Genomic DNA, 15323 nt, shown 5'->3' on the forward strand with positions numbered 1-15323 from the left:
TTTTGAGCACAATTCTCACTTCATCCACCTGTTTCTATGACAACGTGCCAACCCATCCACCACAAGATCAATCGCCCGCCAATAACGTTTAAAAGCCGATTTAGGCAGGTCGCGGCGTGCTTTTTGGGACAGAACTTCAAGTGCCGGTGCCGCCCAACGTTTTGGCGTCTCGATGGCGTGGGCGTACATGCTCGCGTAGAAAGTAGTCACCAATGCAATAAAGATGGGCGTCGGCATGCCATAGACGTGAGATGTGGTTAAATCTTTCTTGAGTTCGACTAAATCTAAAGCAAACCAGAATCCTTCTTTTGTGATACGCTCAGCCGTCACGGCTTTCCATTCGTATTTACCGACCTGAGTCGCATGTGGTAGTCCTTCGGGTCGTTTCATGGTCATAAAGTAGTCGTCTCTGCGGCTGATTTTGAGTCCCCGTTCAGCAGCGTACTTCACTTCGGGCAGGTCGGCTGGTTGATCGAAACCTGCGATGACGTTCAACTGATCAATATCGAAATTTTCAGCAGTCATCGTAGCACCATGTTGTTGACCAAGCTTTTGAACGCCGGTGATAAAAGCCCCGGGATCTTTTAGGTGCGGTTGCACATTGAAAGTTAAAAAGATTTGAATAGTGGCGGCGTGTGTCGCGTAAGCCACTGGATCTTTGAAAAAAGGCGTTAGCTGATCTTCCATGACAGTTAGTATCCGATTGATGTCAGTCCATCCAGAGGGACTGTGGCCGGTTTGCATATACATCGCCGTACCGAACTTTTCCAAAGTAGCTTCGATTGTATCAGGATCAACGAAAGGCAGAAGTTTCTCCGGAATAGGTGAGTTCACGAAGTTTTGAATGATTATTTGGGTGTTTTTAAGCGGTTTTTGTGCCATCTGCATAATGTCTTTTTTTAATTACTGTTTCGAATTTTGATATATGATTTGAACGAATTAGAAAATGGCTTTACTTATAGGTATCATAAGGTAAGATCGTTTGCGATACAAGGTTATTTGTAGCTGGCATTATTCGTTTGTTTGCTAATGGGAGACTCTATTATCTGAACGGTAAGCAAAGACGAGCGCATACTGCCGAGCGCTTGGCGAGACACATGACTTAAGCGCGAAAAAGGAAGCCAATTTGCTGGCTTCCTCAAAATATGCTTTTTCCAATTTCAACAAAACGAGACCTAGCTAAACCAACCGTGCAAACTTAATCAACGTTCGAACCATCTGACAGGTAAACCCATACTCATTATCGTACCAGGCAACGGTTTTAACCAATTGTGTGTCGCCTGCCGTAACGACTTCGGTTTGACTTGGATCAAAGACTGAGCCAAAAGTGGTATTTACAATATCGCTTGAAACAATTGGGGCATCTGTCCAGCCAAAGCTTTCGTTGTTGATCGTGTATGGCTTGATATGCTCATTGACGGTATCGACGGTGAGGTCTTTGGTATGCAGAATGGTCACCAATTCGGTCAAAGAACCATCAGTAACAGGGACGCGTTGGGCATGACCTTGCAGTTTGCCGTTTAGTTTGGGTAGCACGAGCCCAATTGCCTTGGCAGCACCAGAAGAATGGGGGATTGTGTTAACAGCGGCAGACCGGGCGGCACGCAAATTACCGCCGCGAACAGGTCTATCAAGTAGCATCTGCGTTGAAGTATACGCGTGAACGGTTGTCATGGTGCCAACTTCGACACCGAATTCTTTGTCGAGTGCATCTGCCATTGGGGCTAAACAATTCGTGGTACAAGAACCTGCTGAAACGATTGTGTCACTGTTAGTGAGTGTATTATCGTTAACTCGATAGACGATTGTCTTCACGTCTTTACCTGCAGGCGCTGAAATGAGGACCCGCTTAACCCCTGCGTTCAGATGCGCCTGGGCTTTGTCTTTTGAAGCGTAGAAGCCGGTACATTCTAGAACGTAATCAACGCCGTCATTTGCCACCCATGATAATTTTTCAGCATTGGGTTCGGCGTAAACATGATAAGATTTGCCATCAACGCGAATGGCATTTTCGGTTGCGGATATCTCAGCATTCAAAGTGCCGTGGCTTGAATCATACTTCAATAAATGGGCTAGCATGGTTGGCGAGGTCAGATCATTGATCGCAACGACCTCAATGTTCGCGGTTGGACCAACTTCAAGTATCCGCCGAAAAGCCAAGCGACCGATTCGGCCAAAACCATTAATTCCTATTTTTACAGTCATAATGCTTCCTCCTTAAGCGTGTTGATTGTCCTAGAAACCGGGACAACTCACGCTTTTTCTTGTTGTGTCATCTGACTACGCATATAGTATGGAGCAGAGGCTGGTACACAACCAGACCATGGCTATCCTAGGATAAGCTGTCCTACTTTGAGGTGAGCAAAATGAATGAGAAGGTTTTGGGGCATTTTTTGAGATATAAACGGACACATGCTGATCGGGCAAAGTTTGATGTCCCGGATATTAAGCATCGCACGCCTGGGTTAACGCGGGACGAGGTTGCTACATTGGCCAATGTCAGTACAGATTGGTATATCCGCATTGAGCAAGGAAGAACTGGCGTATCTGCTTCCGCTGATGTACTGAGAGATCTTTGCAAAACTTTGAAGTTGAATCAAGCAGAAACGAATTATATTTTCAATTTGGCCGAGGAAATCCCGCCAACGACTGACCAATCGACTTCATATGACAGTGTGCAGCGGTTTGTTGACGAACAGATGCCAAATCCTGCTTTTGCGCTTGATCAGAATTTAACGGTGGTAGCAGCTAACAAAATGTATACGGCTATTTATGGCAACTTTTTAGCCGAGAGTGCGTTGCGACGTCATTTGGTTTTTCGCACGTTCAATGATCCGCATTTTCGTGCTGTCATGGTTGACTGGGAAAATTATGCCAGTGCGCTTACGGCAAAGTTTCGCCAATTATATAGTCGAACGCCGGATTCAAAGGTCTTATTTGAAGTCTATTCCGCGGTGAAGGATGATCCCGTTTTTAAGCAAACGTGGGATCAGCTAAAGGTCGAAGAGTTAGGAGAAGAACGGTTGCTGCTCAACGTTCCTAATGCATACGAACTCTATTTGATTGAGACTTTTCTGAAGCTTTTGGGGGCTGGCGATATTATCGGCGTGCAACTGCCAGGGGATGAAGAAACTCGAAAGAAGCTTGGCGAGATGGTTAACGACTAAAAAGTATGTGACTGAGCGTACCAACAAGTCTTTTGTAGCTATCGAGGTTAAAAACAGGCAGTTGTTACTTTTCACATAAATACAGTATGCTAGTCGTTAGGAAATAGTTCATACTGAGATTTTAATTGTCTTAGTACTAAAGGAGTTACACAAATGGCACAAATTCAATGGTTTCCTGGTCACATGGCCAAAGCCCGGAAACAAGTTCAAGAAAAGATTAAACAAGTCGACCTCGTGCTTGAAGTTGTCGATGCGCGGACACCGGAATCGTCGCGCAATCCGATGTTGGATGAGCTGGTGGCTGACAAGCCGCGCATTATGGTGCTGAATAAGCAGGATTTGGCTGATCCGGCGTTGACGGCGGCGTGGGTCCAATATTATCAGGATCAAGGGTTTGCGGCGATTGCGATTGATGCCCAGCATGCCAAGCGGTTGCAGCAAATTCCGCAATTGGCGACGAAGTTGATGGCGGAAAAGATTGCCCGGAAAAAGGCGCGCGGCATTCGTAATCCGATGATTAAGGCGATGTGTATTGGCATCCCCAATGTCGGCAAGTCGACGGTGTTAAATCGTCTGGTTCGGCGTAACATCGCGGTGACCGGCAACAAACCAGGCGTGACGAAGAATCAACAGTGGTTGAAGGCCAGTGATAACTTTCAATTGCTTGATACCCCTGGAATTCTTTGGCCGAAGTTTGCCTCACAAACGATTGGGATGCGGTTAGCCTTTACAGGTGCAATTGCCGATGCAGTTTTCCAAGAAGACATGGTTGGCTTGTATGGGCTGACTTATTTTATGGCGCATTATCCAGCTGCTTTGAAAAAGGCATACCATGTCACCGAGGATGATTTAAATGAAGCGCCCCATGATCTGCTGGTTAAGTTGACGAAATCACAAGGTTTCGCTGAGGCTTACGATCGGATGGCTGAGCGCTTGATTTTTGATGCACGACAAGGAAAATTGGGACGCTTTACCCTCGAGAAGCCTGGTGAGACAGATGCCGACGCTGAGTGAGTATAAAGCGTTGCTGGCTGCTGACGAAGTTGCACCGGCTATTTTGGCGGCACTTAAAGAAGACAGTCGCATCGGTGCTGGCAAATTACTGGCAGCGTATCAACGGCGAATGGCCCATCAAGCAGCTGAAGAGGTGGCTTTACGTTATCGTAGCAGGTATGAGCGTCAGTTATGGGGAACCTATGAGTATGTCGCTGGGTTAGACGAAGTAGGGCGGGGACCACTTGCTGGCCCTGTCGTGACGGCGGCGGTGATTTTGCCGCACCATTTCCAGTGGCCGGTGAATGACTCGAAACAGCTGACCGCACATGAACGCAATGTGCTTTACCCGCATATTTTAACTGAAGCGATTGCAGTTGGCATTGGCGTGGCTGATAATCGGACGATTGACCGTGAAAATATTTACCATGCGACTGAATTGGCGATGGCTCAAGCTGTTGACCATTTGCGAGTCGCTCCGGAATGTTTGTTGGTGGACGCAATGCACGTGCCAGTCGACTTACCGCAAAAACGCTTAATTAAGGGCGATGCCAACAGCATCAGCATTGCTGCGGCCAGTATTGTTGCTAAAGTGATTCGTGATCGGCTTATGATGATGTACGATAAAATTTACCCTGGTTATGATTTTAAGGACAACATGGGATACGGGACAAAGGCACATCTTGCCGGATTGGCGGCGCACGGCGTTACCCCAATTCATCGCCGCAGTTTTGGGCCTGTACGTGATCGACTGCGCTCTTAGTGCTTCATTGAGTGTGTCGATGTCGTGTTTGCGTAGTTTATTTGCGGGAGGACGACCAACAATGACACTGCGCAATTTTTTACTAGCATGGCACATTGCCACACGCCAGAATCCGCGGATGGCAGTTGCTTTAGAACAAGCTATCCGAGGAAAAGATGATCTCGCACCGTTTCAGGCAGAGCTCAAGAAGCGTTTGACTGACCAGTATAGTCAACAATTAATTGCTGCCAAACACGTGCCGTTTATGACGTATGTTGATGCTGCTTATCCACCACGATTGCGGGAAATTCCGCAACCGCCGTTGGTGCTTTTTTATCGTGGGCAGTTAGGTCTGTTGAATCAATTAACGTTAGGGATTGTTGGTTCGCGGCGTGCAACCGGCTATTCAGCAACGGCGCTGGCGCAGTTATTGCCGCAACTACCGTCAATGGTGATTGCAAGTGGACTAGCAGCAGGCGCTGATGCGATGGCGCATGAGGCAGCCCTCAGTGCCCGACTGCCAACGATTGCAGTGATTGCCAACGGCCTTGATCAGGTGTATCCTGCCAAGAACCGCGATTTGCAGGTGCAGATTGCGCATGTTGGGCTTGTTTTAAGTGAGTATCCACCAGCAACCGGCCCGCAGCGGTTTCAATTTGTCGCTCGCAATCGGATTATTGCCGGTATTGCCCATGGTGTGATGGTAACTGAGGCGGAGATGAAAAGCGGCAGTCTCATCACGGCTAACTATGCTTTGCAACATAATCGCGAAGTTTTTGCGTTGCCTAATCGAATTGATGCGCCTTTGGGAGCAGGTACAAATGCGCTGATTCAGGCAGGAGCGGCGTTGGTGACTGGTCCAGAGACGTTGGTAGAAAACTTGAATTTTTACCCTTGAGGTGCACATTTTTGCTTACTTTATAGTAGAAAAAATTTCTTTTGATTTGACAAGAGCAAAATGACTAGCTTATGATAGCAACTGTTTTGAGTCAGCAGGTGGCATTGACCATTAGACTGGCACCAGTTGCGATTGCTCTGATGGTCGCACCGTTGGCAGATGATCTATTGCCGCCTTAGGACGCATCAATTACTGACGACGAATCGTCAGCATCGCACAAATTAATCAGGGCTTGCTTACTAGGCAATGCCACCGGAAGGAGCGCGTTCATGGCCGACAAGAAGTTAGTCATTGTTGAATCGCCAGCCAAAGCCAAGACTATTGAAAAGTATCTTGGCCGAACCTATAAAGTTGTTGCAAGTTTGGGGCACATTCGCGATCTACCTAAGAGTCAGATGGGGGTCGATGTCGATAACGACTACGAGCCAAAGTACATTTCGATTCGCGGCAAAGGCGATGTGATTAAATCCCTTAAAAAAGATGCTAAAAAAGCTAGCAAGATTTATCTCGCAGCCGATCCGGATCGTGAAGGAGAAGCCATTGCATGGCATGTCAGTCACATTTTAGGTTTGGATCCAAAAGCCAAAAATCGCGTCGTTTTTAACGAAATTACGAAAGATGCCGTTAAAAATGCGTTCAAAACCCCTCGTGGCATTGATATGGATCTTGTAGATGCCCAGCAGGCACGGCGGATTTTGGATCGACTGGTAGGCTATTCCATCAGTCCTTTATTATGGAAGAAAGTTAAAAAAGGCCTGAGTGCTGGCCGCGTTCAAAGTGTTGCGCTAAAGCTGATTATTGATCGCGAAAATGAAATCAAAAACTTCACGCCAGAAGAATACTGGTCATTAGACGCTGAGTTCCAGAAGGGCCGTAGTAAAAAGTTCAGTGCTAGTTTCTATGGCCTGAAGAATAAAAAGCAGGCTTTAAAGAACAACGAGGCCGTTCAAAAGATTTTGGGCCAAGTGGACAAAACTAAGCCGTTTGCTGTGACGAATGTTGTTAAAAAGGAACGCAAACGCTTCCCATCCCCACCATTCACAACCAGTACCTTGCAGCAGGAAGCTAACCGTAAGTTGGGATTCCGCACCCGAAAGACCATGATGTTGGCCCAGCAACTGTATGAAGGAATTAACTTAGGTGGTAAGTTAGGCACCGTTGGGCTGATCACGTACATGCGGACCGACTCGACTCGCGTGTCAAATGTTGCCAAAACTGAAACCAGCCATTACCTGCATGAGAAATACGGCGAAGCTTATGCTGCCGTCAAAATTCGCCAAGGTAAACTGCAGGAAGGGGCACAAGATGCCCACGAAGCCATTCGGCCAACCAGCACATTACGGACACCGGATAGTTTGACGGCAGTTTTGGACAAAGATCAGATGAAACTTTATCGGCTGATCTGGAGTCGGTTTGTTGCCAGTGAAATGACCCCGGCGATTATTGACACTGTGGCCGTGACGTTAGACCAAAACGGTGTGACTTTCCGCGCCAACGGTAGTCAGACTAAGTTTGAAGGGTTTACCAAGTTGTATGTCTCATCACGTGACAGCGATCAAAAGGACAATATTTTGCCACCGCTTGCAGTTGGTGATGATGTCAAAATGTTGAAGACCGATCCGGCTCAACACTTTACACAGCCACCAGCCCGTTACTCGGAAGCAAACCTTGTCAAAGCGCTTGAAGAAAATGGCGTTGGTCGTCCGTCAACTTATGCGCCAACTATCGAAACCATTCAGAAACGTTACTACGTGAAACTGAATGCTCGTCGGTTTGAACCGACTGAATTAGGTGAGATCGTCAACAGCTTGATCGTTGAATTCTTCCCGGACATCGTGAATATCAAGTTTACGGCGAACGTCGAATCTGAACTTGATGGGATTGAAACCGGCGAGGCTGATTGGGTTAAGGTGATTGATCAGTTCTATAAGCCATTTGAAAAAGAAGTGGCTCACGCCGAAACTGGGATCGCGAAGATTCAAATCAAAGACGAACCAGCCGGCTTCAACTGTGACATCTGCGGTGCGCCGATGGTTATCAAAATGGGTCGCTATGGTAAGTTTTACGCCTGTTCCCGATTCCCGGATTGCCGCAACACCAAGGCCATTGTCAAAGAGATCGGGGTTGTCTGCCCGAAATGTCATATCGGTCAAGTTGTTGAACGTAAGAGCAAGCGTAACCGCGTCTTTTATGGTTGCTCGCGTTATCCAGACTGCGACTTTGTCTCATGGGACAAACCAGTCGGCCGTGATTGCCCAGTCTGCGGACATTTCTTAGTTGAGAAAAAGAGCAAAGCTGGCACCCAAGTCGTCTGCCCAAATAACGATTATAAAGAAGCCTTACAAAAAGCATAATTTGAGAAAGCAGTGAGTATGTTATCTTTGTACTCACTGTTTTTTTCGGGTAAACTTGGGCAGAGCGCGAACAGGCGCGCTTAGAAACCGGAGCCTAAGTGGCCTCAAGCCTAAATGGCTGGGCTTTGGCCATTTAGGCTTGAGGTCCTTATGTGCAGGTTTCTGCGCCTGTTTGCGCGTTTCGGAACTGGAGCATCACCAGCCTTAAAGTCTAAATGGCTGAACTTTGGCCATTTAGACTTCAAGGTCCTTACACGGATGTTTCTGCGCCTGATCGCGCCTTTAGAAAGCTTGCTCAAAGATTCAGTCTGCCCACAATAGCAAGCTGAGTCGCTACCACATCAGCAAGCCCCCAAAATACACATGCCGCAAAACTCACATTTTCTCTGAACGAACTAATTGCGCCACGCCACCACAAGGAGGAATCACTCATGCCAACAGTTAATGTCATTGGTGCCGGACTAGCCGGATCAGAAGCAGCCTGGCAAATCGCTCAGGCCGGTGTAGATGTCAACTTATACGAGATGCGTCCCGCTAAAATGACACCTGCTCATCACACGAGCAATTTTGCTGAGCTTGTCTGCACGAATTCACTGCGCGCCAACCAGATCACCAATGCGGTGGGTCTATTAAAGGAAGAAATGCGTCAGTTACATTCAATCATTATTCAAAGTGCTGACGCCACCGCAGTCCCTGCTGGCGGTGCCTTGGCGGTGGATCGCGAACCATTTAGCGAGCTAGTGACCCAAAAGTTGACGAGCAATTCGCATATTCATGTGGTGAATGAGGAATTGTCAGCATTTCCTGATGGGATCACAGTGGTGGCTACCGGTCCGCTAACAGCGCCCGGGCTAGCACAGGCAATTGTTGATCTGAACGGCGAGGCCGGTTTGTCATTCTTTGACGCAGCCGCACCGATTCTTGATGCGAATACGATCAACGAGGACATTGTTTATAAAAAGTCGCGCTATGATCGTGGCGAAGCCGCCTATTTGAATTGTCCGATGACGAAGGATGAATTCTTGACGTTCTATCAAGCGCTCGTTTCTGCCGAAGTTGCTGAAGGCCATGATTTTGAAAAGATGACGGTTTTTGAAGGCTGCATGCCGATTGAAGTCATGGCCAAACGCGGTATTAAAACTATGTTGTTTGGCCCGCTAAAGCCAGTTGGCCTTGAAGATCCACGGACAGGTAAGGAACCTTACGCGGTTGTCCAGTTGCGTCAAGATAACGCTGCAGCAAGTTTATATAACATGGTCGGGTTCCAAACTCATCTTAAATGGGGCGAGCAAAAACGGGTTTTCCGACTAATCCCTGGACTTGAAAACGTGCAAATTGTCCGGTACGGCGTCATGCATCGCAACACTTTCATGAAATCCCCAGTGGTTTTGGAACCAACATATGCATCCAAACGCCGGCCTGATCTGTTCTTTGCAGGCCAGATGACTGGGGTGGAAGGTTATGTTGAAAGCGCCGCTAGCGGTCTGATTGCGGGTACCAATGCGGCCCGTATGGCGCTTGGAGAAACCCCGCTGATTTTTCCCGAAACTACAGCGATGGGGTCAATGGCGCATTACATTACTCACACATCCGCCCATCACTTCCAGCCGATGAATGCGAACTTTGGCATCATGCCAGCGTTAACAGTCAAAGTACGCAATAAAAAAGAACGCAATCAGCAGTTAGCTGATCGTGCATTAAAAGATTTAGCTACTTTCCAAGCAGGTATGAATCGGGTTGAACAAGTTTAAGGACGCAAAAAATCTCGGGTTACCGGGATTTTTTCATTGGTATTTCGGCGGCTTGATGGTGTTGATGCACTGAAAGCGTCAACAATGGCTGCATTTTATGTTAATGTATTATCGGAGGGATTCAATGAAGCCAATTGCAGCGTTTCAAGAGTATCTTGAAGTTGAACGGCAGTATTCACCGGAAACAGTGACGGCTTATTTGAGTGATCTTCAAGAATTTCAGGCGTTTCTCAAGGCCAACGGCGGGTTTACTGACTTTCGGCATGTGGATGATTTAGACGTTCAAACTTATTTGACTGATCTTAACAAACAGGATTTGGCACGGACATCGATTGCCCGAAAAATCAGTAGTTTGCGAAGCTTTTACCGTTATTTGACACGAATTGATGTCGTCAAACGCAACCCATTTGAGCTGGTTGAATTAAAAAAGCAGCATCATCATTTACCACAATTTTTCTATGAAGCCGAGATTCAGGAACTGTTCAAGACAGTTGCTGGCAAAACCCCGCTGGATCAACGTAATCGCGCTTTGTTGGAAGTTTTGTATGGCACCGGTATTCGAGTTTCCGAGTGTGCCAAACTGACATTGAATCAGGTCGATTTCAATACGGCATTACTGTTGATTCATGGTAAAGGCAACAAAGATAGGTATGTGCCCTTTGGACAGTACGCTCAGCAAGCACTACGAACTTATTTAAAAGATGGCCGACAAGTCTTGATGGCTAAAAGTCAGGCACAGCATCGATATGTATTTGTGAACCAGTATGGGCGTCCGATTACCTCGCGTGGCATTGAATATATTTTGGATCAGCTCATCAAGCAGACGACGCTGACAGCCAACATTCATCCCCACATGCTGCGGCATAGTTTTGCAACCCATATGCTGGATCATGGTGCTGACCTGCGAACTGTTCAAGAGCTACTGGGTCATGCAAGTTTATCAACCACACAAATCTACACGCATGTCACCATGGCACATTTAAAAAATGAGTATATGAAATATTATCCGAAGCATAATTAAGACTAAAGCATGATGCAAAAGCAGTCTGAGTTTTTTAAGCTAAGAACATTGGCGATAACAGATTAATCGCTACTTTAGCTGTTTTTATCCGACGAGATACGCAGATAACGCGCTCGCAGTCGCAGAAACCTACATAATGACCTGGAAGCCTAAATAGCCAAAATTCAGCCATTTAGGCTTCCAGCCCACTTATGCTCCGGTTTCTAAGCGCTTCTGCTCGCGCTCACTTAAAAAGGAGCATGACTATGACAACAATTGCAGCAGTAAGAAAAGATGGTGTGACCGCTTTGGCCGGTGACGGTCAGGTAACCCTTGGCGAAAAGGTCATCATGAAAGGCAACGCGCAGAAAGTTCGCCGGATCTATCATGATCAAGTCGTCATCGGGTTTGCCGGCGGGGTGGCAGATGCTTTCACCCTGCAAGACTGGTTTGAAAAGAAGCTGGAGCATTATGCGGGCAACTTGCGACGTTCCGCAGTTGCGCTGGCTCAAGATTGGCGCAAGGATCCGACCTTGCAGAAACTTGAGGCCATGATGATCGTGATGGATGAGCATGACCTGTTACTCGTATCCGGGTCTGGCGAAGTGATAGATCCAGATGAAGACGTGGTAGCGATCGGCTCCGGCGGCAACTTTGCGCAAGCCGCGGCAATCGCGATGCTGCGGCATGCCCCAGATATGACACCAGCTGACATTGCCAAAGAAGCAGTGAATATCGCAGGGAATATCGATATTTTCACAAACCACAATGTTATTGTCGAAAGCTTTTAGTTTGTAACCGTCGGCAATTACATTGACCTACAGGAGGCTTATGATGGCAGAAGTACAAACCCCAAAACAGATCGTTGAAAAACTCGATCAATATGTCATTGGACAAGATGATGCAAAACGGGCCGTCGCGGTTGCCTTGTATAACCGTTATCGGAGAATGCAATTATCGCCAAAAATGCAAGAAGAGATTACCCCGAAAAACTTACTCATGATCGGACCAACCGGTGTCGGGAAAACCGAAATTGCACGACGACTGGCGAAAATAGTTGAGGCGCCATTTGTGAAGGTGGAAGCGACTAAGTTTACGGAAGTTGGCTACGTTGGCCGTGACGTCGAATCCATGGTCCGAGATCTTGCCGAAACTGCCGTTGCCATGGAAGAAGAGAAGCAATTTTCAAAGGTTCGCATACGTGCCGAAAAAGAAGCCAATAAGCGTTTGGTTAAAATTTTAGTGCCGGCCATTCGTAAGGAAAAGAATACCAATCCGATGGCCGAGATGATGAGCATGTTGCAAGGAATGCAAAATGGCAAAATGCCAGCTGGCGATGATGCAGACGCAGGCGGCGAAGTGACCGATGATATTCGCAATAAGCGTTTAAGCGTGGCAGAGCAACTGGAAAAAGGATTACTTGAAGATCATGAAATCACCGTTGCTGTCAATGATGAGAAAAAAGGCGGTGGCATGGGTGACATGTACGGTCAGATGGGCATTGATCTAAGCGACACCATTGGCGCTTTAATGCCTAAGAAAAAGGTTGAGCGGACCATGACCGTCAAAGAAGCTCGCGAAATCTTCATCAAAGAGGAATCTGACAAACTGGTCAATCATGCCGACATCTATCACGACGCCATTCAAAGTGCCGAGAATAACGGGATCATTTTCATCGACGAAATCGATAAAATTGCTGCGGGAAACAAGCATAATAGCGGCGAAGTTTCGCGTGAAGGTGTGCAGCGAGATATTTTACCGATTGTAGAAGGATCGCAGATTAACACTAAGTATGGTCCTATCAATACTGATCACATCTTGTTCATTGGCTCAGGTGCGTTTGCCGAGGCTAAGCCTAGTGATTTGATTGCTGAACTTCAAGGGCGTTTTCCAATTCGGGTTGAATTGAAGGACTTAACCGAAAAAGATTTTGTGCGGATCTTGACCGAGCCAGACAATGCTTTGATCAAGCAGTATATCGCCTTGATTGGTGCAGATGGCGTGAAGATCACCTTCACGAAGGAAGCGGTTGATCGAATTGCAGAGATTGCGACTCAGGTCAACCACGACACTGATAATATTGGGGCACGGCGACTGGCGACCATTCTTGAAAAACTGCTTGAAGACGTACTTTATGAAGGTCCAGATATGGCGATGGGCGCTGTGACCGTCACCCAGCAATATGTGGATGATAAGATTGGCCATATTGCGGCTGATTCAAACATGACGCGGTATATTTTGTAGTTAACAATAATGTTGTAGGTAAAGGATGAGGATGTATGGTAACGATTGCAAATGACTTTTTGACAGTTAAAATCAGTCGGCATGGTGCTGAACTGACCAGTATCAAAGATAACCTGACAGGCAGGGAGCGTCTGTGGCAAGCAGATCCTGCGGTGTGGGGTCGCCACGCCCCGGTCTTGTTCCCGATTGTTGGGGCGCTGGCTGACAATCAATATCATTACGCAGGCAAGACTTACCACATGGGCCAGCACGGTTTTGCCCGTGATCGTGATTTCAAGGTGCTCTCTGCGACACCGTTTAAAGCGAGCTTCGTTCTGAAGGATGATGACAAAACGCGGGCGATGTACCCGTTCGCTTTTCGTTTAATCATCACGTTTGCACTAGAAAATAACAATCTACATGTCACGTATCACGTTGACAATCCGGACAAAAGTGAGCCACTGTTCTTTAGCATCGGCGGCCATCCGGGCTTCAAGGTCCCAATGACGCCGGATACTCAATTCTCCGATTATTATTTGAACTTCAAACCGCGTAAGTCGCTTGTTCAGATTCCATTGGTTGCTGGTGAAGGCATTGATTACACGCACCGGACCTTGGCTGCAACTGATGCCAATTTGGCCTTAACGCACGAAACATTTGATCATGATGCTTTAATTTTCGCGTTGCTTGGTAAGACAACCTTCAACTTGGTTTCTGACAAGACGAAACATGGTGTCAGCGTTACCATGACCGATACCCCATATCTGGGCGTTTGGAGTCCGTATCCAACCACGGGCGACTTTGTCTGCATCGAACCTTGGTGGGGCATCGCCGACACGATTGGCAGCACTGGCGACCTGACGCGCAAACTCGGGATCAATCGACTTGAACCTGGCACGGCATTTGAGAAGGGTTACATGATCAGCATTTTCTAAGGTGTCATCAGTTTGTCGATTAGGTACATGAAAAAAGACATCCAGTTTCGGATGTCTTTTTGGTTGCCATCAAAAGGTGACTAAGAGCGGCCCCGGTGTTGACGAAGATATTGGCCTAAGCCAAAGGGCACCATATTTTCATCTCCGGCCTTGATGCGTTTGAAGTTTGCCCGATGTTTGATCAAAAAGACAACCAGCAACCCGCAGGCAACAGTTGTCAGCAACCAATCATGGTAAACAAGCGACCAAGCTGTGATCAACACCATACCCAGTGTGCTGGCAACGCTGACCATGGACGTTAGCAAGATCAAACTAAACCAGATGGCAAATGCAATGACAAAAAATGGCGGATTATATGCAAGTAAAATGCCAGCGCTAGTTGCCACCGCCTTACCGCCTTTAAAGCGAATGTAGATCGAAAATGTATGACCGAATACGGCCGCTAAACCCACGATCAGCACCAGCCAATGATGCTCGATGCCAAAGAGAATGGGTAAGCTGGCAGCCAACGTGCCTTTTAAGATATCCAGCACCAAGACAATTGAGCCGCCGACTGGCCCTAACATGCGATAAGCATTTGTGGTGCCAATATTGTGACTCCCGCCTTTGCGGATATCGGTGTGATAAAAGAGTTTACCAATGACCACACCAAACGGGATGGCGCCTATGAAATACGCGAGTATAAAACAAAGCACAAGTATCAAATGTGCCCCTCCTCTCAAACTAGAAACTATTTTAGCATTTTTGACTTTTGAGTGATACGTCAGTAGAATAAAACGAACGTACATTCGAATAAAACCTGTGAAGCGGGTTGTGGCGCGATTTGGTGTTGTCTTGCGCAAGGATCATGGCGGGGCACAGCGTAGATATGGTGCCAGCGGGCGATGAATTTCACGTCAAGAAGTCATAGTTATGTGCCATGCTTAGGGAAGTGCGGTTTTCTGCTGAGCTTTGGGACATTGACACGGCTAATAAAATTTAAATGAACAATGATGGTATTAGCCAGCTGGGTCGATTTTGAGGAGAAAACTGGAGTCCTGAGAGCAATACGGTGAGGTCTGGTGTTGATGCCTAAACGCGATCACCAGCCCAGCAACCTGCGTGTAAGGACCTTGGCCGCAATGGTCAAAGCCCGACCATCACGTCCAAGGCCGCTTACACTCCGGTTGCTAACCGCTCCTGCTCGCGCTCTACTGAAACGCGTTCACCAGCCCAGAAACCTGCACATAAGGACCTTGGGCACAATGGTCAAAGCCCAAC

General features: G+C 47.3%; 13 protein-coding genes. 10 read left to right on the forward strand and 3 right to left on the reverse strand.

Going from position 1 to position 15323, the window contains the following annotated elements:
* Positions 1-15: 15 nt before the first annotated feature.
* Both ACWPAB_RS00730 and gap read right to left on the reverse strand, forming a co-directional pair.
* Positions 16-888 carry a hypothetical protein gene (locus tag ACWPAB_RS00730; RefSeq protein ID WP_050569252.1) on the reverse strand — a complete coding sequence of 291 codons (873 nt, stop codon included), beginning with the start codon at positions 886-888 and terminating at the stop codon, positions 16-18.
* Between the two features lie 291 nt (positions 889-1179).
* Complete coding sequence (gene gap / locus ACWPAB_RS00735) at positions 1180-2205, reverse strand: type I glyceraldehyde-3-phosphate dehydrogenase (RefSeq protein WP_016382068.1); 1026 nt, start codon at positions 2203-2205, stop codon at positions 1180-1182.
* Between the two features lie 161 nt (positions 2206-2366).
* On the opposite strand from gap, the gene ACWPAB_RS00740 reads away from it, so the two are divergent.
* The 10 genes from ACWPAB_RS00740 (at position 2367) to ACWPAB_RS00785 (ending at position 14063) form a co-directional block, all read left to right on the forward strand.
* Positions 2367-3167 (forward strand): helix-turn-helix transcriptional regulator, encoded by an 801-nt coding sequence (locus tag ACWPAB_RS00740; RefSeq protein ID WP_003570326.1) that lies wholly within the window; start codon positions 2367-2369, stop codon positions 3165-3167.
* Between the two features lie 153 nt (positions 3168-3320).
* Entirely contained in the window at positions 3321-4181 is an 861-nt protein-coding gene (gene ylqF, locus ACWPAB_RS00745) for a ribosome biogenesis GTPase YlqF (protein WP_003570328.1), read from the forward strand.
* A complete protein-coding gene (locus ACWPAB_RS00750) occupies positions 4165-4923 on the forward strand; it encodes a ribonuclease HII (RefSeq protein WP_003570330.1) in 759 nt (252 codons plus the stop codon). Before ylqF ends, ACWPAB_RS00750 begins: the two co-directional genes overlap by 17 nt.
* A 61-nt stretch (positions 4924-4984) precedes the next feature.
* On the forward strand, positions 4985-5800 hold the full coding sequence (gene dprA / locus ACWPAB_RS00755; RefSeq protein WP_003570332.1) for a DNA-processing protein DprA: 816 nt from the start codon (positions 4985-4987) through the stop codon (positions 5798-5800).
* Between the two features lie 269 nt (positions 5801-6069).
* Positions 6070-8154, forward strand: coding sequence for a type I DNA topoisomerase (topA, locus tag ACWPAB_RS00760; RefSeq protein WP_003565415.1), 2085 nt, complete (start codon positions 6070-6072; stop codon positions 8152-8154).
* Between the two features lie 431 nt (positions 8155-8585).
* Entirely contained in the window at positions 8586-9905 is a 1320-nt protein-coding gene (gene trmFO / locus ACWPAB_RS00765; protein ID WP_003570334.1) for a methylenetetrahydrofolate--tRNA-(uracil(54)-C(5))-methyltransferase (FADH(2)-oxidizing) TrmFO, read from the forward strand.
* A gap of 124 nt (positions 9906-10029) precedes the next feature.
* Positions 10030-10926 (forward strand): tyrosine recombinase XerC, encoded by an 897-nt coding sequence (gene xerC / locus ACWPAB_RS00770; protein ID WP_003570336.1) that lies wholly within the window; start codon positions 10030-10032, stop codon positions 10924-10926.
* A 245-nt stretch (positions 10927-11171) separates the two neighbouring features.
* Complete coding sequence (gene hslV / locus ACWPAB_RS00775) at positions 11172-11696, forward strand: ATP-dependent protease subunit HslV (protein WP_003565422.1); 525 nt, start codon at positions 11172-11174, stop codon at positions 11694-11696.
* Positions 11697-11739: 43 nt separating this feature from the next.
* Positions 11740-13149 carry an ATP-dependent protease ATPase subunit HslU gene (gene hslU / locus ACWPAB_RS00780; protein WP_003565424.1) on the forward strand — a complete coding sequence of 470 codons (1410 nt, stop codon included), beginning with the start codon at positions 11740-11742 and terminating at the stop codon, positions 13147-13149.
* 35 nt (positions 13150-13184) lie between these two features.
* Positions 13185-14063, forward strand: a complete 879-nt coding sequence (locus ACWPAB_RS00785; RefSeq protein ID WP_016382069.1) for an aldose 1-epimerase family protein — start codon at positions 13185-13187, stop codon at positions 14061-14063.
* A gap of 80 nt (positions 14064-14143) precedes the next feature.
* Here ACWPAB_RS00785 and plsY read toward each other — a convergent pair whose 3' ends face one another.
* Positions 14144-14767, reverse strand: coding sequence for a glycerol-3-phosphate 1-O-acyltransferase PlsY (plsY, locus tag ACWPAB_RS00790; RefSeq protein ID WP_003565428.1), 624 nt, complete (start codon positions 14765-14767; stop codon positions 14144-14146).
* Positions 14768-15323 lie beyond the last annotated feature (556 nt).

The sequence above is a fragment of the Lacticaseibacillus sp. 30 genome, from assembly GCF_053819265.1.

What these genes read in the sequence shown, in the direction of transcription:
- ACWPAB_RS00750 (WP_003570330.1), top strand. Translation starts at nt 4,165, where the DNA reads ATGCCGACGCTGAGTGAGTATAAAGCGTTGCTGGCTGCTGACGAAGTT.
- topA (WP_003565415.1), top strand. Translation starts at nt 6,070, where the DNA reads ATGGCCGACAAGAAGTTAGTCATTGTTGAATCGCCAGCCAAAGCCAAG.
- ylqF (WP_003570328.1), top strand. Translation starts at nt 3,321, where the DNA reads ATGGCACAAATTCAATGGTTTCCTGGTCACATGGCCAAAGCCCGGAAA.
- hslV (WP_003565422.1), top strand. Translation starts at nt 11,172, where the DNA reads ATGACAACAATTGCAGCAGTAAGAAAAGATGGTGTGACCGCTTTGGCC.
- ACWPAB_RS00740 (WP_003570326.1), top strand. Translation starts at nt 2,367, where the DNA reads ATGAATGAGAAGGTTTTGGGGCATTTTTTGAGATATAAACGGACACAT.
- ACWPAB_RS00730 (WP_050569252.1), bottom strand. Translation starts at nt 888, where the DNA reads ATGCAGATGGCACAAAAACCGCTTAAAAACACCCAAATAATCATTCAA.
- ACWPAB_RS00785 (WP_016382069.1), top strand. Translation starts at nt 13,185, where the DNA reads ATGGTAACGATTGCAAATGACTTTTTGACAGTTAAAATCAGTCGGCAT.
- trmFO (WP_003570334.1), top strand. Translation starts at nt 8,586, where the DNA reads ATGCCAACAGTTAATGTCATTGGTGCCGGACTAGCCGGATCAGAAGCA.
- dprA (WP_003570332.1), top strand. Translation starts at nt 4,985, where the DNA reads ATGACACTGCGCAATTTTTTACTAGCATGGCACATTGCCACACGCCAG.
- hslU (WP_003565424.1), top strand. Translation starts at nt 11,740, where the DNA reads ATGGCAGAAGTACAAACCCCAAAACAGATCGTTGAAAAACTCGATCAA.
- gap (WP_016382068.1), bottom strand. Translation starts at nt 2,205, where the DNA reads ATGACTGTAAAAATAGGAATTAATGGTTTTGGCCGAATCGGTCGCTTG.
- xerC (WP_003570336.1), top strand. Translation starts at nt 10,030, where the DNA reads ATGAAGCCAATTGCAGCGTTTCAAGAGTATCTTGAAGTTGAACGGCAG.